The following is a 17,513-nucleotide window of genomic DNA, read 5'->3' as shown; positions in this document are numbered from 1 at the left end:
TATTTTATAAATTACTGAAAAATATATGAATTTACTTGATCCGTTTGTCTGCTGCGCATCATTTTATAGGGGGCTGTGCCTGGTTTTTCAGACCTGCGTGCGACAGGGGCACGATGATGCTGGACTTGACGCGCCTGCCCGCTAGGGTCTGCCTCGCAGCGACGTAAGAGGGTGCTATGGAAAAGTTCGGCAAAAGTCAGTCCGTCAAACGGGTTGAGGATCTGCGGTTTCTCACCGGTCATGGTCGCTATGTCGATGATATCGCGCCCGAAGGTGCGCTTTGCGCTTACTTCCTGCGCGCCTCCGTCGCGCATGGCGAGATCACTGAACTCGACATCACCGAAGCGAAAGACATGCCCGGCGTGCATCTTGTGGCAACGGCAGATGATCTTGTGGCCGCTGGCGTCCGGTTAGGTATGGCGGGCGTGACAGTGACAAACCGCGATGGCTCCAAAGGGGCAGCACCAATGCGTCCCATCCTCGCGCAGGCCCGCGTGCGGCATGTGGGCGAGGCTGTGGTGATGATCGTGGCCGAGACCCCGGAACAGGCCAAGGATGCAGCCGAGGTCGTGATGCTTGAGATCGACGATTTGCCGGTCCATGTCGACCTCGCCATTGGTGGTGACGCGATCCATCCAGAGGCGCCTGACAACCTCGCCTTTGATTGGGCCATGGGCGATGCGGATGCTGCGCAGGCCGCGATTGCCAATGCCGCCCATGTCGTCACTGCCGAAGTTTTCGATAACCGCATCATCGTCAACGCGATGGAGCCGCGCGGCTGTTACGCGGAAATGACAGACGGACGGCTGCACGTGGCCTTCAACGGGCAGGGCGTTTGGGGCACCAAAAGCGATCTGGCCCGGCATTTCGATCTGCCAGAGGATCAGATACGCGTCACAAACCCCGATGTTGGCGGCGGTTTTGGGATGAAGGCGATGCGCTATGCCGAGCCGTTCTGCGTCGCGCATGCCGCCCGCGTTCTGGACCGGCCCGTGCGCTGGATGTCTGAACGGACCGAGGCCATGCTGTCGGACAATGCAGGCCGCGACCTGACGACGACGGCAACACTTGCCTTTGACGCTAACTATCGCATCACCGCCTATCACGTTGATACGATTGCGAATATGGGCGCGTACAACTCCCAATTCGCCCAGGCCATACAGACCGATCTTTTCGCCAAGGTCCTGATGGGCACCTACGATGTGCAGACGGCCTATATGCGCACACGCGGTATCTTTACCAATACAACACCAGTTGATGCCTACCGTGGGGCCGGGCGGCCAGAGGCGATCTTTGTGTTAGAGCGCATCATGGACGAGGCTGCCCGCCAGTTAGAGGTAGACCCTTGGATGTTGCGGGAAAAGAACTTTATCGCGCCAGCGCAGTTTCCTTACACCACGGTCAGCGGTGTGACCTATGATGTGGGCGATTTCATGCAGGTCCTGAATTCTGCCGCGCGCGAGGCGGATCGTGAGGGCTTTGCTGCGCGCAAGGCCAAGTCAGAGGCGGCGGGGCGGCTGCGCGGGCAGGGGCTTTGCTACTATATCGAAAGCATTCTGGGCGACCCCGCCGAGACGACGACAGTTGAGTTCGCAGGCGATAGTGCGGTGATCTATGTGGGCACGCAATCCAACGGGCAGGGGCACGAGACTGTTTATGCCCAGTTCCTGAGTGATCAGACCGGTATCCCCGCCGAAAAAATTTCGGTTATCCAGGGCGACAGCGACCGCATTGCCGTTGGTGGGGGCACAGGCGGCTCCCGCTCGGTCACGGTGCAAAATACCGCCACCCTTGCGACGGTCGAAAAGATGGTCACCTCCTTCTCTACATTTCTTGCTGATGCGGAAGGTGTCGACTCTCAGGATGTCAGCTTTGACGACGAACGCTTTCGCATCGCCAATTCAAACCTGAGCCCCACGATGCTTGAGGCGGCAGAGATGGCGCGCGAGGCCGGACGCGATGATCTTCTGACGCATTCCGCGCGGATCAAGCTGGATAATCGCAGCTTTCCCAATGGTGCCCATGTGGCCGAGGTTGAGATTGATCCCGAAACCGGCGTTGTCACCGTTGACCGCTACACGGTCGTGGACGATTTCGGCAATCTGATCAATCCGATGCTGGTTGAGGGGCAGATACATGGCGGTGTGGCGCAAGGGATCGGTCAGGCACTGACGGAACGCGTGGTGTTTGATGAAGACGGACAACTTCTCACCGCAACGTTTATGGACTACGGCATGCCGCGTGCCGATGATATACCCATGATTGGTTTTTCGACGGAATGCACCCCATCGCTTTACAATCCTATGGGGATGAAAGGTTGCGGTGAGGCGGGCACGGTCGGCGCGCTTGCCGCTGTCAGCAATGCCGTGATTGACGCGCTGTGGGAGATTGGCGTGCGGCAAGTCGATATGCCGTTCACGCCGCACCGGATCTGGCAGGCCATTCAGGCCGCCAAGGATGACAGTGCAGCTGCGTGACTGGTTCTTTGGCCTCTTCGGGCGCCGTGCGCGGACCGAAGAAGGCGGCGTCCGCGGGCGCGGAAAGGCCATACATGTGGTCATTCTGGATGGCACGATGTCTTCGCTGGAACCGGGGGCCGAGACCAATGCTGGTCTGACATTCAAGCTCCTCCGCGAAGTCAGCCAAAGCGCCAACCTGACGGTTTACTACGAGGCGGGTATCCAATGGCGTGACTGGCGCGGCACATGGGGCGTGATGACCGGCAAGGGCATCAACCGACAGATTGAGCGTGCTTATGGTGTTGTCGCGTCCCGCTATCGGCCCGGCGATGACATCATTCTGATCGGCTATTCGCGCGGGGCCTACGCGGTCCGGTCCTTGGCGGGGGTCATTGATCTCGTGGGTCTGGTCAAGGCTGATTGTGCGACGGTCCGCGCCGTCCGGCAGGCCTACCGCCACTATCGCACTGGCGCGCGCAGTCCCATCGCGCAGGATTTTCGCGACCATTATTGCCACCCGGACGTGCAGGTCGAGGCGGTGGCGGTCTGGGACACGGTCAAAGCACTGGGGTTGCGCCTGCCCATCATCTGGCGCTGGGCGCAGGCGACGCATGACTTTCACAACCATGCCCTGGGCGGCCATATCCGCAATGGGTTTCATGCGCTCGCCATGGACGAGCGGCGCGAGGCTTATGCGCCGGTGATGTGGTCCTGCCCGCCCGGCTGGCAGGGCAATATGGAGCAGGTCTGGTTTCGCGGCAATCATGGCGATGTGGGCGGGCAGGTCGAACTGCGCCCGGCGGCACGGCCGCTCGCGAATATTCCGCTGGTCTGGATGCTGGAAAGGCTGGAAATGTGTCAGGTCCCGTTGCCCGACGGGTGGCGGGGGAGGTTTCCATGCGACCCGAATGCCCGGTCGGTTGGGAACTGGATCGGGTGGTCAAAAATCTTTCTGTCGCGCCGCAAACGCCTGATCGGGCGCGATATGTCCGAAAGCATCCATCCAAGTGTCGTGGAGGCGGGAAAGGCGCCTTCAGTCCCTCTTGATCTGCATAATCAGACAAGTGGTTGATCCGGTTGCATAAAGCTTGCCGTCGGCGGCACCACGTATCTCGCCATGTGAGATACCGGTGGACCGTCCGGCATGGTCGATCACACCGGTTGCGATAATCTCGGTATCCAGTGGGATCGCGCGGGTCAGGTTCACCTTGTATTCCAGCGTCGTGTAAACCGACCCTTTCGGCACCATCGTCATCACCGCGCAAGCCATGCAACTGTCCAACAGCGTGCCGTACCAGCCGCCATGCACGCCGCCCATCGGGTTGGTGTGGTCGAAAGTCGGCGTGCCGCGAAAGCTGACCTTGCCCTTTTCCACACTGTCGAGCTCATAGTGCAGCAAGGCGGAAATCGGTGGGCGCGCGATTTTCCCCGCCAGAATGCCTTGCATGAATTCAAGGCCCGACATGGACAGGATCGCATCCTGATCTGGCAGTTCTGCGAGCGATTGGGCGGCGAACATCGGCTTTCTCCGGGCGTGATTTCCGCCGGAGGCTCGCCCGTCAGGCGACGTTTTGCAACCGCACTTTTGGTGTTACGCCAAGGGCATGGCACACATCGCGCGTCAGCTCGGGCCGGTTCAGCGTATAGAAATGCAAATGCTCAACCCCGCCCGTGATCAGATCATCGCAAAGCTCTGTCGCGATTGCGGTCGCGAGCAGCTCTGTCGTGCCGTCACGCGTCGCGTGGGCAAAACCATCGCAGATCACCTGCGGGATATGCGTGCCGCATTTCGCCGCGAATTTCTGCGTGCCGGTCCAGTTTTCGATGGGCAGGATGCCGGGGATGATGGGGGCGTCAATGCCCGCTTTCACGCAGGCATCGCGAAAGCGAAAGAAGGTCTCGGCCTCAAAGAAAAACTGGGTGATCGCCGCAGAGGCACCCGCATCAATCTTGCGCTTGAGAAACGCAATGTCCGCCGCCTGATCGGCTGCTTCGGGGTGTTTTTCAGGGTACGCACCGACGCGGATGTTGAACCGCCCGGTATCTGCTAAGGCGGCAATGAGGTCCACAGAGCTGGCGAAACCTTCAGGATGAGGCGTAAACTTCGCGGTTCCCTGCGGTGCATCACCGCGCAGGGCCACAATGTCGCGCACGCCCGCATCCGCATAGCTTTGCGCGATGGCCAGCGTCTCGGCCTTTGTGGCGTCTACGCAAGTCAAATGCGCGGCCACGTTTAGCCCGCTGGTTTTGTGAATGGTGCTGACGGCTTCATGGGTCAGTTTGCGAGTGGCGCCGCCAGCACCGTAAGTAACCGAAACAAAGTTGGGCTCAAGCGGGGCGAGCGTGTTCACGCAATCCCACAACCGAAATGATCCCTCCAATGACTGGGGTGGAAAAAATTCGAACGAGACGGATGGGGTCGGCATGGGGCACCTCTTGCTTGCCTCTGCTGTGTGACAGCCTTAGATACTTGAGGCAACTTCATAAACTTCACGAAGGTCATGAGGACCGCTCACAATGCATATAGAGTTCCGCCATCTGCGTACGATCAAGGCCATTCATGACACCGGTGGGCTGGCGCGTGCGGCAGACAGTCTCAATATCACGCAATCCGCGCTGTCCCATCAGATCAAGGGGATCGAAGATCAGGCGGGTGTGGAGCTGTTCGTCAGGCGTTCGAAACCGCTGAAACTCTCGGCTGCGGGGATGAAGATGCTGGCTGCGGCCGAAGAGATCCTGCCGCGCGTCGCCTCGCTTGAGGCAGAGTTTTCGGGTATCGTCGCAGGCAGTGCAGGGCGGCTGCATATCGCGATTGAGTGCCACGCCTGTTTTGAGTGGCTGTTTCCGGTGTTGGAGCAATTCCGTAAGACCTGGCCCGATGTCGATGTCGACATTCGGCCCGGTCTCGCCTTTGACGCGCTACCAGCATTGCACAAGGAAGAGGTGGATCTCGTCGTTTCTTCAGATCCTGAGGATTTGCCGGAAACCGACTTCACCCCGCTTTTTGATTATGAGCCTGTCTTTGTCGCCGCGGCCCAGCATCCGCTTGCGCAGAAAGAGGCGATCGAAGCGGAGGATTTTCTCGATCAGACGCTGATCACATATCCGGTGGAGCGTGCACGGCTGGATGTGTTTTCGCAGCTTTTGATCCCGGCAAAGGTGGAGCCAGCGGCCATTCGGCAGGTCGAGCTAACGGCCGTCATCTTGCTCCTCGTTGCGTCAAACCGCGGCGTTGCAGTCTTGCCCGATTGGGTGGTCCGGCAGGTGCGCTACAATTCGGATTACGTCACCCGACCGCTTACAAAAGGTGGCATGACCCGCCGCCTTTACGCAGCCACTCGGGCGGATGATACGACCTTGCCTTATATGGCGCATCTCATCCGGCTCGCGCGGCAAGAGGCGGTGAAGCTGCAGCGTGCCTAAGCCACATCGTTGCGGTTTGGGTTTCGCATGACGAAGTTGTACCCCTCCGCCTCAAGCCGGATCATCACCTCGGATGCCGGGATCGCTGCGCCGTATAGATAGCCTTGGACGACATGGCATCCCATTTTGCGCAGCGTTTCGCGCTGCTCAGATGTTTCGACACCTTCGGCCACGACTTGCACGCCAAGACCTTTTCCCATGCTCAAGAGGCCCTGCACGAGAACATGCGCTGCCGGGTCGATGCCAAGGTCACGAATAAAGCCGGTATCGAGCTTCAGCTCATCAAAATCGAGGTCCTTGAGGTGCTGAAAAGAGGCAAAACCAGTGCCGAAATCATCCAGCGATATCCGAACGCCGGACCAGCGAAAGTTTGTGATCGACTTTTGGATCACGTCGCTTGATCGGGCGATGAAGATGTCCTCGGTAATCTCGAACGTCAGGTGTTGGCGCAGATGCGGATAGCGATCGATCATCGCCAAAAGGTCGTTATGCCCCGATAAAGTGGCCAGCGTGACTTCGGCAACATTGACGGAAATCTGGCCAGGGTCCAGACCTTCGGACGTCCATCGTTGAATGTCTTCAAGCACGCGCTCCGCCGTGTGGATCATGAACTCGCCCTGCAAGCCCAACTCATTGATTTGTGGAAGGAATTCTGCAGGCGGCAAGATGCCCCGGGTCGGATGTTCCCATCGGGAAAGTGCCTCAAACCCGATGATCCGATTTGTATCGAGTGACACCTTGGGCTGGTAGTAAGGCACAATCTCGCCCCGCCGCATTGCATTTGACAGGATGTTGCGATCTTCCAGACTGGCACGCACGGGGAACGCGCTTTTGTCAAAGATCATCATCCGTTTATCAGGGTCGTTTTTGGCCAGATACATCGCTTGATCCGCGCCCGACATCAGCGCGGCCAGCGTTGGCGCATCATGCCCCTGCCTTGCAATGCCAAGGCTGACGCCGACTTGCAGTTTTTTCTGTTCGAACGGTATCGGCTCTTCAATTGCGGCGATGATCCGTTTCGCAAATGCATTTGCCTTTTTGCTGGATGTGATATCGGTGGTCACAATCGCAAACTCGTCTCCGCCCAGCCGTGCCACCTGTGCATCCTTGTTCGCCAAGCCCTGCAATCGCTTTGCGACTTCACACAAGACCGCGTCACCAGCGGTGTGGCTGTAGCTGTCGTTGATCGGTTTGAAACCATCCAAATCCAGAAGAAAGACGGTCACGCCAAGGCGATTTGCATGCTGGCGCATCAGGCTTTCCACCTGTTCGTCAAAGGCGCGCCTGTTCATCAGACCCGTTAGCGGGTCGTGTCGCGACAATCGTTCTAACTCCAATAGTCTTGCATTTGCCTCTTCACGTGCACGCTTCAATGCCTGATGCGTGTCGTTTTGCCGGTTCATCGTGTCGGACGTATTGACGATGTAGACGACGAATGTTGCCGCTGCGATGAGCCATTCCATCTGCGTTGCCGCATGAGAAGGGCTTTCCGATTTGATCCACAGCATCACAAAAATCGTCGCAAATGCGGGGATCATCTGGCTCCAGTTATAGAACGGGAGCAATCCGAACGTATTGGTGACATGCACGAAGATGCCAAATATCCAGACATAGCCACAAATGATAAGGGGTGTGGCATCGCTTTGCGACAAAATGAGTGAGAAGGACAGGAATGGCAGCATCGCCGCCCAATTGACGGCGAAGACGGCGACAGCGGTAGACAGGCTGAGCTGTTTGTCGAATTCACTCGCGCGCTTGTTCAAGGGATACGCGATGATTTCCAGGGCGATGATGCAGGCCATGGCGGCCATCGCCTGCGTCGTGAATCCCGCAAAGATGCAGATACCCGTGATCAGCCCAGCCGTCGCCACACGCTTCGCGATATCGCGGCCCGAAATGTGGCCCGCGATCTGCGTCTGGTGCAGAAAATGATCAATCATATGGCGACGCATTCAGCCGTTTAGCCTCCTGCGCTGCTTATGACGAAATCACACCAACAACTCGTTAAGCCGGGAATAGTCCGGAGGTGTTGGTTAAGGTGCAGTTACCCCCTTGTTCCAACGCGCTCTTCCCCCTATACGCCGCCTCTGATCCCGATACGGAGACCCCCAAAATGGCTGGCAGTGCTAATCTGAACGTGATGATGAAAACCGCGCGCAAGGCAGGCCGGGCGCTGGTCAAGGATTTTGGCGAGGTTGAGAACCTGCAGGTCAGCGCCAAAGGACCGGGTGATTTTGTCAGCCGCGCTGATAAGGCGGCAGAGGCGATGATCCGCAAAGACCTGCTGCATGCCCGTCCGTCTTACGGGTTTCTGGGCGAAGAAGGCGCGGAAATTGAAGGCGATGACCCGACGCGCCGCTGGATCGTTGATCCGCTCGATGGCACCACGAATTTCCTGCATGGGCTTCCCCATTGGGCGGTCTCGATCGCGTTGGAGCATAAGGGCCAGATCGTTGCGGGCGTGATCTATGACCCAGTGAAAGACGAGATGTTCTATGCGGAAAAAGGGGGCGGTGCCTGGATGAACGAAAGCCGCCTGCGCGTCTCGGCCCGGCACCGGATGATCGAAAGCATCTTTGCAACCGGTCTGCCCTTTGCGGGTATGGCGCATCTGCCTGACGCGCTACAGGACCTTGCTCGGCTTTTGCCTGCAACCGCGGGCGTACGTCGGTTCGGCGCGGCAGCGCTCGATTTGGCCTATGTCGCTGCGGGCCGCTATGACGGTTTTTGGGAACGCAGCCTGAATGCCTGGGACATTGCAGCCGGCATCATCATCGTCCGCGAAGCGGGCGGTATTGTTGAGGCGCTCGACCTCGATACTGACATGATGGAAACCGGCTCGATCATCTGCGCGAATGAGCCGATTTTTAACGCCTTTGCCAAGGTGATCCGCGACGCTTAGAGCCGCTGCGCTGTACTGTTGGAATGCTGCTGCGGCCATAGGTCGCTTCGGGGTGGGGCGGATGCCCTTCGGTGCGGGTCCAAAACTGAGGGCCGCCCAATCGCAGCCACAAAGGCAACGTGCCAATCAGCCCGATGACGAACCCGCCCGCATGCGCCCAATAGGCCACGCCACCGCCTGAGATATCGGCCGTCACACCGTTCAGCAATTGCAGGCCAAACCACAGGCCCAGCATGATCCAGGCCGGGATCGGGAAGATGCGGAAGAACACGATGAAAAAGATAAAGATATCCACTCGCGCCTTGGGAAACAGCAGCAGGTACCCGCCCATCACCCCTGCAATCGCGCCCGATGCGCCGACCATGGGGATGACGGAAGTGGGCTCTGCGGCGAATTGTGCAAGGCTCGCCAGCACACCACAGGCCAGATAGAAGATGAGGAAAGGGACATGCCCCATCTCGTCTTCCATGTTATCGCCGAAAATCCATAAAAACAGCATGTTACCGGCCAGATGCATGAACCCGCCATGCAAAAAAACCGACGTCACAAGCGCGGCATAATTCTCGCCCTCCGCCAGTCGCGCGGGGATGAGGGCATAGTCGAAATAGTATTGCGCAAGCTGCCTTTCGGTCTGGACCAGCGCCATTTCGGACAGAAAGACAATGACGTTGATCGCAATCAACGCCAGCGTCACATAAGGCACGCGTTCAGACGGGTTATGATCTCGGATCGGAAACATGGGCGCGACCGTCGTGTATGTCGGGGCAGCGGTCAAGCCATTGTGGCACCTGCAACCTCGGCCAGCAGGGCCGCATTGCCGCCTGCCGCGGTCGTGTCGATGCAGACATGCCGTTCCAGCATGACATGCGCCGTGTCAGGCAGGCCCGTGATCAAGGGGATAATCGGCCCCGCGCGCTGGCTGAGCGCGGTTTCGATGGCGCGCGCCGTTTCCTCATCACCCCACCACAGGATACCGGCGAGGGGGGTAAGTTCTGTAAGGTGTTCAGGGGGCAAATCCCCCTCCGTGCTGATACCGACACCGCCAAGGGTCGCGACAGCCTTCACCTGATCTTGTGCGGCCTGAGCGCCGGGTCCCATGCATAGGATCGGGCCGCGCGGATGTAAGCTATGCCGGTTGGACTCACCCGTTGGTCCGGGCAGATCGGTTGACGGCAGTGGGGGCGGTGAAGGGGCATTCTCCAGCCGTTTCTGCAATGCCTTCAGGTTGGCACCTCCCGCCCAATGGCCGGAAGCGGCAGGCGCTGGATTTGCGGTAAAGCGCGGCAGATAATGCGGGCCACCGGCTTTGGGGCCGGTCCCCGAAAGCCCTTCGCCGCCAAAGGGTTGACTGCCCACAACAGCGCCAATTTGGTCGCGGTTAACGTAGACATTGCCCGCATCCACACGCTCCACAATCGTCTGGACCCGGTCATCAATCCGCGTATGCAGCCCGAAAGTCAGCCCGTAGCCTGTGGCATTGATCTCGGCGATGACCTGATCCAGCGCATCGCCTTTGAACGTCGCCACATGCAGGACGGGGCCAAAGATCTCACGCGTCATGTTGGCGATACTGCCTACGCGAATGGCCGTTGGCGGGATGAAATGGCCCGTTGGCGGTGCGGTGATCTGATGAATGATCCGCCCGTCTGCACGGGCCTCTGCAATGTGATCGGCGATTGTCTTATGGGCTGCGGCGTCAATGACCGGCCCCAGATCGGTGGAGAGGTGCCAAGGGTCGCCGACGGCCAATTCATCCATCGCGCCTTTCAGCATCTCCAAGAGATTTTCAGCAATATCCTCCTGCACATACAGGCAACGCAAAGCCGAACAGCGCTGCCCCGCAGAGCGGAAGGCCCCATTGATGATATCGCGCACCGCATGTTCGGGCAGGGCGGTGCTGTCGACGATCATCGCGTTCAGCCCGCCGGTTTCGGCGATCAGCGGTGTACCGGGCGTGCAATGCCGGGCCATATTGGCGCGGATTTTCAGCGCAGTGGCAGTTGAGCCGGTGAAGGCCACGCCGTTGATGCGCGGGTCGGCGGTGAGCGCCGCGCCGACGTCTCCGCCGCCGGGCAAAAGCTGCAGCGCCGTGACCGGCACACCGGCGCAGTGCATCAATTCCACCGCGCGGGTCGCGATCAATGGGGTCTGCTCGGCCGGTTTCGCCAAAACGGCGTTACCGGCCGCCAATGCTGCCGCGCTTTGTCCGGTAAAGATCGCCAGCGGAAAATTCCACGGGCTGATACAGGTCCAGACGCCACGCGGGCGCTGCTCTGGCGTGGCCTGCGTGGCGTAGTACCGCAGAAAATCAACCGCTTCGCGCAATTCGGCAACCACATCGGGCACGGCCTTGCCCGCCTCGCGGGCGAGAATGGCAAAGAGTTCATTGGCATGCGCCTCATAGGTATCTGCCGCGGCGTTGAGGATTTTGGCGCGTTCGGAGGCGTTTGCCTGCCATGGTTGTGCGTGCTTCAGGGCGTGGGCGATATCGTCTTGCGTGGCCTCTTGGACATGCCCGACCGTGTCATCCGGATTGGCAGGGTTGGTGATGGGTGTTGGCGGCGGGAGCCTCCGGCGGGAGTTTTTTGGCCAAGATGAAGGGAGCGGGTGCGCGCTGAATGTGGCCGTTGCGAAGGGTCTGCGGCCCTCTTCGATCTGTTGCAGGGTGGGGGAGCGTGTCAGGTCCCAGCCCTTTGAATTCCGCCTTGCGGGGGCGAAAAGATCCGGACCATTGGTCAGCTGTTGTGCCCCGCTTAACGCGTCGAAGGGGCAAGCTGCGACTATCTCAGGTGGGACATCCGCATCGACAATCTGGTTGACGAAGCTCGAATTCGCGCCGTTTTCCAGAAGCCGCCGCACCAGGTAGGCCAGCAAATCCTCATGTGCGCCTACGGGGGCATAGATCCGGCAATGGGTCTGCTCGGATTGTAGCACCAGCGTATGCAGCACCTCACCCATCCCATGCAGACGCTGGAATTCATAATCGGCGGGTGCGCGACCCATCTGCCCGGCTAAGTCGAGAATAGCGGCAACCGTATGGGCATTATGGGTGGCGAATTGCGGGTAAATCCGATCTGTCATCCCAAGCAGCTTGCGCGCGTTGGCGATGTAACTGATATCGGTATGCGGCTTGGCCGTGAAAACAGGAAAGCCATCGATGCCTTCGACCTGCGCGCGCTTTATCTCGGCATCCCAGTAGGCGCCCTTGACTAGCCGCACCATGATCTTGCGGTCCAACCGCGTGGCGAGATCATGCAGATAGTCGATCACAAGCGCCGCCCGCTGCCCATAAGCCTGCACGACCACGCCAAATCCGTCCCACCCGGCCAAGGCAGGCTCGGCCAGTACCGCCGCGATCACGTCCAGCGACAGCGATAGCCTATCCGCCTCTTCCGCATCGACGTTGAACCCCATCCCCGCCGATTTCGCGAGCATCGCCAGCGCGCGCAGGCGGGGCACCAATTCCGCCATCACGCGCGCCTTCTGGGCCACTTCATACCTTGGATGCAGGGCAGAGAGCTTGACCGAGATACCGGGGTTCTCCGCCACGCTGTCATGAACGCAGTGATCCGCAATCACGCTGATCGCGCGGGAATAGGCCAGATGATAGCCGCGCGCATCGGCATCCGTCCGCGCCGCCTCACCCAGCATATCATAGCTGTACGTAAAGCCCTTCGCCTGCATCCCCTCTGCGCGTTTCATGGCCTTGTGAATGTCCTCACCCAGCACAAACTGGCGGCCCATTTCGCGCATGGCGCGCGCCACCGCCGCACGGATCACCGGTTCGCCCAATCGCTTGATCGCGCCCCGTAACGCGCCGGTGACGCCCGGTTGGTCATCGGCCAGCACGCGGCCCGTCAGCATCAGCGCCCAAGTCGAGGCATTGACCAGCGAAGACGCCGAATGCCCCAGATGCTTGCCCCAGTTCGACGGCGCGATCTTGTCCTCGATGAGCGCGTCGATTGTGTCCGCATCCGGCACGCGCAAAAGCGCCTCGGCCAGGCACATCAGCGCGATGCCTTCATCGGTGGAGAGGCCATATTCCGCCAGAAACACCTCCATCAGCCCGGGATCGGCGCTGGCGCGGATATCGCGGACGAGATCGGTTGCGCGGGCATGGATTCGAGCGCGATCCGCCTGAGACAGATTGGCCGCCGTGACGAGGTCCTGCACCACCGCCATTTCGTCGGCATAGGTGGCGGCATCGATCTGGGCGCGCAGGTCGCTGGTGTCATCGCGAGGCATTGGCGGCTCCTTTCACTTTCTCCCAGAATAGCGGATTGTTCGCAGGCATTTTGACTGCTATGCCGTCCATGGGAGAGGAATATGCCTGAAATTGGAGGTGTACATGGGCGAAATGGATCGTCAGATTGATGGCTTTGACCGCAAGATTCTCGACATCATGGCCGTTGAAGGCCGGATCAGCGTCACCGAACTTGCCCGCCGGATCGGCCTGTCAAAATCGCCCACACAGGCGCGGCTGAAACGGCTGGAGGATCAGGGGATCATCCAGGGCTATACCGCATTGTTCGACCCGATCCGGCTGGGGCGCGATCACGTGGCCTTTGTTGAGGTGAAGCTGACCGACACGCGCGAGGCCGCTTTGGCGGCGTTCAACAAGGCGGTGATACAAGTGCCGGAGGTTGAGCAGTGTCACCTGATCGCGGGCGCGTTCGACTATCTGTTGAAGGTCCGCACGGCGGGCATGCCCGGCTATCGCGCGGTGCTGGCCGAGAGAATCTCGACCCTGCCGAATGTGGCAAATACCTCCACGTATGTTGCGATGCAGACGGTCAAGGAGGAGGGGTTGGCGCCGCTTTAGCTTGACCAATCCGCAGCAAGGCGCAGTTTGAAGGCCATGAAATGGTTTATCGCGCTGCTCTTCACTGCCCCCGCCGCCCTCGCGGAAATCTGCCCACCCGTCGCGGACCGGTCCGATGAATTGGCGGGCATCTATGCCGAACTCGCCCGATCACAAAGTGAGGCCGAGGCGCAGCCGCTCAATGCACAGCTTTGGGAAATCTGGACCAATGCCCCGGATGCGCGGGCCCAGGACCTGCTTGATGAGGGTATGCAGCGGCGTGCCGGATTTGATTTTCTGGGCGCACGAGATGTGCTGGACGAGCTGGTCGAATACTGCCCCGACTACGCCGAAGGCTACAACCAGCGCGCCTTTGCCAGCTATCTGCGGCAGGACTTCGCGGCGGCACTGGTGGACCTTGACCGCACGCTTGAAATCAACCCCCGCCATATCGGCGCGCTGTCCGGCAAGGCGCTTACGCTGATGGGACTTGGCCGGCAGGACGACGCGCAGGTTGCCCTGCGCGAAGCACTTGCCCTGAACCCCTGGCTGGGTGAGCGGGCGCTATTAATCGATCTACCCGGCGAAGACATCTGATCACCGCTTGCCGCCGCGCGTTCCACGGCATAGGAATACCCGCGTGCCCGCGTGGTGGAATGGTAGACATCGGAGACTTAAAATCTCTTGGCCGAAAGGCCGTGCCGGTTCGAGTCCGGCCGCGGGTACCACCCCAGAACAAGCGTATTGGAGCCTGACATGACATCCCGTTTTCCAGCCTTGCCCGATGCGCCGATGGCCGAAAAACGCCCGACCACAGCCGCATTCCACGGCGTGACCCTGCACGACGATTACGCGTGGCTGCGCGCCGATAACTGGCAGGAGGCGATGCGCGAACCGGACCTGCTGCCTAACGATATCAAAGCGTATCTGGAGGCCGAGAACGCCTACTACGCACGGGCGATGGCCGGTACCGAAGACCTGCAAGAGACACTCGTGGCCGAGATGCGCGGACGCATCAAGGAAGACGACAGTAGCGTGCCGATGAAAGACGGCCCCTTTGCCTACGCCCGCCGTTACACCGAAGGGGCCGAGCATCCGTTGATCGTCCGTACGCCCCGCGATGGCGGGGACGAGGATATCTTGCTTGACGTGAATAGAGAGGCTGCAGCCCATGACTATTTCGTGCTTGGCGGCACGGCGGTTTCACTCGATCACGACGTCCTGGCGTGGAGCGCCGATACAAGCGGCGCGGAATACTACACGCTGCGTTTCCGCGACACCGAAACAGGACAGGACGCCGACCAGACCATCCCGGATGTGGGATCCATTGCATGGGCGGATGCCCAGACCTTCTTCTATGTCCGGGTTGACGAAAACCACCGGCCAAACAAGGTTTTCCGTCATCGTCTCGGCAGTGATCCTGCTGAGGACGTACTCGTCTACGAAGAGACCGACCAGCGCTACTATGTTAGCGTAACCCGCATGCGCTCTGGCGCCTTCATCGCGATCTATACCGGCATGAATGACGAGACCGAGGTCTGGGTGATCCCGACCGACGCGCCGGACACCGCACCCGCTGTAATCGAACCCCGCACAACGGGCATGGAGTATCAGATCGACCATCAGGGCGATCAGTTTCTGATCCTGACCAATGCCGATGACGCGCTCGATTTCAAGATCATGACCGCCCCGGTCGCGGCCCCATCGCGCGCCAACTGGACCGATGTACTGCCTCATGAGGCCGGTCGGATGGTTATCGATGTGGCGACATATGCCGATTGGACCATCTGGATGGAGCGTCAGGACGCCCTTCCGCGCATCTGTTATGCCCGCACCGGTACGCCTCTGGCGGAGGGGCAGGAGATCACGTTCGATGAAGAGGCCTTTGCCCTCGGCCTGCAGCCCAGCCCCGAATATGAAACGGATCTGCTGCGCTTTACCTATACATCACCGACGACGCCCGCGCAGATCTTTGATTTCGATCTGAGCGATGAAAGCCGCACCTTGCGCAAAACCACCGAAATCCCATCGGGCCATGACCCTGCCGACTATGTGACCCGTCGGATCACCGCGCCCTCCCATGACGGGGCCGAGGTACCGGTGACGATCCTTTATCACAAAGACACTGCTCTCGACGGCTCCGCCCCCTGCCTGCTTTACGGCTACGGTTCCTACGGTGCGAGCATGCCTGCCTCGTTCTCTGGCAACCGCTTGTCGCTGGTGGATCGCGGCTTTGTCTACGTCATCGCCCATATCCGCGGGGGCGAGGAAAAGGGCCGCGCCTGGTATGAGGACGCGAAATTCGGCAAGAAGGTGAACACGTTCCACGATTTCATTGCCGCCGGTGAAGCACTGATCAAAGGCGGTTACACAAGTGCAGGGCAGATCGTGATCCAGGGCGGCTCTGCTGGTGGTTTGCTGGTGGGGGCCGTGGTCAACATGCGCCCTGATCTGCTGGCTGGCGTGATTGCAGATGTGCCCTTCGTCGATGTGCTCAACACCATTCTGGACGAGACCTTGCCCCTAACTCCCGGTGAATGGTCGCAATGGGGCAATCCGATTGAGAGCAAAGAGGCTTTCGACGATATCCGTGGCTATTCGCCTTACGACAATGTCACGGCACAGGACTACCCGCCGATGCTGGTCACCGCCGGTGTCTCGGACCCGCGTGTGACCTATTGGGAGCCGGCGAAATGGGTGGCCAAGTTGCGGGTGACCAAGACCGATGACAACATCCTGATGCTGAAAACAAACATGTCATCTGGCCATTTCGGCAAATCCGGACGGTTTGCGATGCTGGAGGATTCCGCGCGTTCATATGCCTTTGCACTCAAGGCAGCGGGGCGCGCCTGACGCCTTTGCCGCTCAGGAATGCTGGCCAAAGCGTATTATTTTAGAATAATTCTAAAAGCTCTCTTGTCCCGCGCTGACCTAGCGTTATCTTGTCATGGCAAGCAAGCGGAAGCCAGCCAGCACCAGACCAGAAAGACAGAGAGATTTGGACATGACCCAAACAGCAAGTGCACTCAACACCGATGCCAGAACGGCCATTGCCGAGGCGCTGAACCAGTCGGTCGCCGAGACGGCGGTGACAACGATGCTGGCGCAAAACTTCCACTGGAATGTCACCGGCATGGCATTTGGCCCGCTGCACGAATTGTTCCAGACGATTTATGAGGATCACTTTACCGCACAGGATGACCTGGCCGAACGGATCAAGGCGCTGGACGCCCATGCCGAGGGCATGCTGGCCGGCATGCTCAAACGCTCCAAAGTGTCCGAACATGACGGTCACGCCAGCGACAAAGAGATGATCAAGGCGATGATCGACGCGCAAGAGACTTTGGCGGCAACGCTTGCGGGATGCGGTGAGTTGGCTGCCGCGCATGGCGATACGCTGACCGAAGACTTGTGCATCGCGCGCGGCCAGACCCATGAAAAGTTCGCCTGGATGCTACGGTCGCATCTGCGCTAAGCGGGCCTGCAGCCTTCAGGCGATTTTCTTGGCAACCTGATCAAAAGGCGCTTTGGCGCCTTTTTTCTTGCACTTCTTGGCGTAGGCGGCCTCCCAGGCACTGTATTTGCCCATGATCTGCTGCTGCGCGATCAGCATCTGCACGAAGCCTTCGCGCTGGCTGTCTTTCTTGAGCGCCTTGAACGCCGATTTCTGCGCCTTGGTCATCGAGCAGCCAATGCAATGGCCGCCGCGCTTGTACTTGCAGACATCGATGCAGGGATTCGGTGTTTTGCTCATGTTAGCTCCGTGCGACGCATCATATTTCTGATAGAATTAGTCAGTTTTCAAGGAAAACTCGAAAACATGCTACAAAATGTCCATTGTACACATTTGTATGCAGAAAATGCATCTGACCTATTCCCCTTTGCGCGCTGATCTTCTAGTGATCTGGATCAAGCGCAGGTGGGTCGC

14 protein-coding genes and 1 tRNA gene are annotated in these 17,513 nt (G+C 59.5%); 9 read left to right on the top strand and 6 right to left on the bottom strand.

Annotated elements, in window-relative coordinates; genetic code table 11:
- Positions 1 to 176: 176 nt before the first annotated feature.
- Together SLH47_RS15915 and SLH47_RS15910 are read left to right on the top strand one after the other, a co-directional pair.
- Positions 177 to 2,477, top strand: coding sequence for a xanthine dehydrogenase family protein molybdopterin-binding subunit (locus SLH47_RS15915; RefSeq protein ID WP_320240643.1), 2,301 nt, complete (start codon positions 177 to 179; stop codon positions 2,475 to 2,477).
- A complete protein-coding gene (locus SLH47_RS15910; RefSeq protein WP_320240989.1) occupies positions 2,464 to 3,531 on the top strand; it encodes a DUF2235 domain-containing protein in 1,068 nt (355 codons plus the stop codon). Before SLH47_RS15915 ends, SLH47_RS15910 begins: the two co-directional genes overlap by 14 nt.
- Here the strand turns inward: SLH47_RS15910 and SLH47_RS15905 are convergent.
- Both SLH47_RS15905 and metF read right to left on the bottom strand, forming a co-directional pair.
- On the bottom strand, positions 3,493 to 3,978 hold the full coding sequence (locus tag SLH47_RS15905; RefSeq protein WP_320240641.1) for a PaaI family thioesterase: 486 nt from the start codon (positions 3,976 to 3,978) through the stop codon (positions 3,493 to 3,495). The two genes, SLH47_RS15910 and SLH47_RS15905, sit on opposite strands and share 39 nt — an antisense overlap.
- A gap of 40 nt (positions 3,979 to 4,018) precedes the next feature.
- Entirely contained in the window at positions 4,019 to 4,885 is an 867-nt protein-coding gene (gene metF, locus SLH47_RS15900; protein WP_320240639.1) for a methylenetetrahydrofolate reductase [NAD(P)H], read from the bottom strand.
- Positions 4,886 to 4,976: 91 nt separating this feature from the next.
- Here metF and SLH47_RS15895 point away from each other — a divergent pair, with 91 nt between their 5' ends.
- Positions 4,977 to 5,882, top strand: a complete 906-nt coding sequence (locus SLH47_RS15895) for a LysR family transcriptional regulator (protein ID WP_320240636.1) — start codon at positions 4,977 to 4,979, stop codon at positions 5,880 to 5,882.
- On the opposite strand, the gene SLH47_RS15890 is transcribed toward SLH47_RS15895, so the two are convergent.
- Positions 5,879 to 7,822, bottom strand: a complete 1,944-nt coding sequence (locus tag SLH47_RS15890; protein WP_320240635.1) for a putative bifunctional diguanylate cyclase/phosphodiesterase — start codon at positions 7,820 to 7,822, stop codon at positions 5,879 to 5,881. The two genes, SLH47_RS15895 and SLH47_RS15890, sit on opposite strands and share 4 nt — an antisense overlap.
- A 173-nt stretch (positions 7,823 to 7,995) precedes the next feature.
- Between SLH47_RS15890 and SLH47_RS15885 the strand changes: the two genes are divergently transcribed.
- A complete protein-coding gene (locus tag SLH47_RS15885; protein ID WP_320240633.1) occupies positions 7,996 to 8,784 on the top strand; it encodes an inositol monophosphatase family protein in 789 nt (262 codons plus the stop codon).
- Here SLH47_RS15885 and SLH47_RS15880 read toward each other — a convergent pair.
- Together SLH47_RS15880 and putA are read right to left on the bottom strand one after the other, a co-directional pair.
- On the bottom strand, positions 8,750 to 9,523 hold the full coding sequence (locus SLH47_RS15880; RefSeq protein WP_320240631.1) for a rhomboid family intramembrane serine protease: 774 nt from the start codon (positions 9,521 to 9,523) through the stop codon (positions 8,750 to 8,752). The genes SLH47_RS15885 and SLH47_RS15880 overlap by 35 nt on opposite strands.
- A gap of 32 nt (positions 9,524 to 9,555) precedes the next feature.
- On the bottom strand, positions 9,556 to 13,029 hold the full coding sequence (gene putA / locus SLH47_RS15875; RefSeq protein WP_320240629.1) for a bifunctional proline dehydrogenase/L-glutamate gamma-semialdehyde dehydrogenase PutA: 3,474 nt from the start codon (positions 13,027 to 13,029) through the stop codon (positions 9,556 to 9,558).
- A gap of 103 nt (positions 13,030 to 13,132) precedes the next feature.
- On the opposite strand from putA, the gene SLH47_RS15870 reads away from it, so the two are divergent.
- The 5 genes from SLH47_RS15870 (at position 13,133) to SLH47_RS15850 (ending at position 17,060) form a co-directional block, all read left to right on the top strand.
- Complete coding sequence (locus tag SLH47_RS15870; RefSeq protein WP_320240628.1) at positions 13,133 to 13,606, top strand: Lrp/AsnC family transcriptional regulator; 474 nt, start codon at positions 13,133 to 13,135, stop codon at positions 13,604 to 13,606.
- Positions 13,607 to 13,642: 36 nt separating this feature from the next.
- The gene (locus SLH47_RS15865; RefSeq protein ID WP_320240626.1) at positions 13,643 to 14,182 is read left to right on the top strand and encodes a hypothetical protein; all 540 of its coding nucleotides are present in this window, start codon (positions 13,643 to 13,645) and stop codon (positions 14,180 to 14,182) included.
- A gap of 45 nt (positions 14,183 to 14,227) precedes the next feature.
- A tRNA-Leu gene (locus SLH47_RS15860) sits at positions 14,228 to 14,313 on the top strand.
- Between the two features lie 28 nt (positions 14,314 to 14,341).
- On the top strand, positions 14,342 to 16,438 hold the full coding sequence (locus SLH47_RS15855) for a S9 family peptidase (protein ID WP_320240624.1): 2,097 nt from the start codon (positions 14,342 to 14,344) through the stop codon (positions 16,436 to 16,438).
- 151 nt (positions 16,439 to 16,589) lie between these two features.
- Positions 16,590 to 17,060, top strand: coding sequence for a DNA starvation/stationary phase protection protein (locus SLH47_RS15850; protein WP_320240622.1), 471 nt, complete (start codon positions 16,590 to 16,592; stop codon positions 17,058 to 17,060).
- A gap of 15 nt (positions 17,061 to 17,075) precedes the next feature.
- On the opposite strand, the gene SLH47_RS15845 is transcribed toward SLH47_RS15850, so the two are convergent.
- Complete coding sequence (locus SLH47_RS15845) at positions 17,076 to 17,339, bottom strand: DUF1289 domain-containing protein (RefSeq protein ID WP_320240620.1); 264 nt, start codon at positions 17,337 to 17,339, stop codon at positions 17,076 to 17,078.
- Between the last annotated feature and the right edge of the window lie 174 nt (positions 17,340 to 17,513).

The organism is Cognatiyoonia sp. IB215182 (assembly GCF_033963905.1).
Taxonomy (GTDB): domain Bacteria; phylum Pseudomonadota; class Alphaproteobacteria; order Rhodobacterales; family Rhodobacteraceae; genus Yoonia.
This window is presented reverse-complemented; position numbering and strand designations above follow the sequence as displayed.

What these genes read in the sequence shown, in the direction of transcription:
- SLH47_RS15915 (WP_320240643.1), top strand. Translation starts at nt 177, where the DNA reads ATGGAAAAGTTCGGCAAAAGTCAGTCCGTCAAACGGGTTGAGGATCTG.
- SLH47_RS15905 (WP_320240641.1), bottom strand. Translation starts at nt 3,978, where the DNA reads ATGTTCGCCGCCCAATCGCTCGCAGAACTGCCAGATCAGGATGCGATC.
- metF (WP_320240639.1), bottom strand. Translation starts at nt 4,885, where the DNA reads ATGCCGACCCCATCCGTCTCGTTCGAATTTTTTCCACCCCAGTCATTG.
- SLH47_RS15895 (WP_320240636.1), top strand. Translation starts at nt 4,977, where the DNA reads ATGCATATAGAGTTCCGCCATCTGCGTACGATCAAGGCCATTCATGAC.
- SLH47_RS15890 (WP_320240635.1), bottom strand. Translation starts at nt 7,822, where the DNA reads ATGATTGATCATTTTCTGCACCAGACGCAGATCGCGGGCCACATTTCG.
- SLH47_RS15885 (WP_320240633.1), top strand. Translation starts at nt 7,996, where the DNA reads ATGGCTGGCAGTGCTAATCTGAACGTGATGATGAAAACCGCGCGCAAG.
- SLH47_RS15880 (WP_320240631.1), bottom strand. Translation starts at nt 9,523, where the DNA reads ATGTTTCCGATCCGAGATCATAACCCGTCTGAACGCGTGCCTTATGTG.
- putA (WP_320240629.1), bottom strand. Translation starts at nt 13,029, where the DNA reads ATGCCTCGCGATGACACCAGCGACCTGCGCGCCCAGATCGATGCCGCC.
- SLH47_RS15870 (WP_320240628.1), top strand. Translation starts at nt 13,133, where the DNA reads ATGGGCGAAATGGATCGTCAGATTGATGGCTTTGACCGCAAGATTCTC.
- SLH47_RS15865 (WP_320240626.1), top strand. Translation starts at nt 13,643, where the DNA reads ATGAAATGGTTTATCGCGCTGCTCTTCACTGCCCCCGCCGCCCTCGCG.
- SLH47_RS15855 (WP_320240624.1), top strand. Translation starts at nt 14,342, where the DNA reads ATGACATCCCGTTTTCCAGCCTTGCCCGATGCGCCGATGGCCGAAAAA.
- SLH47_RS15850 (WP_320240622.1), top strand. Translation starts at nt 16,590, where the DNA reads ATGACCCAAACAGCAAGTGCACTCAACACCGATGCCAGAACGGCCATT.
- SLH47_RS15845 (WP_320240620.1), bottom strand. Translation starts at nt 17,339, where the DNA reads ATGAGCAAAACACCGAATCCCTGCATCGATGTCTGCAAGTACAAGCGC.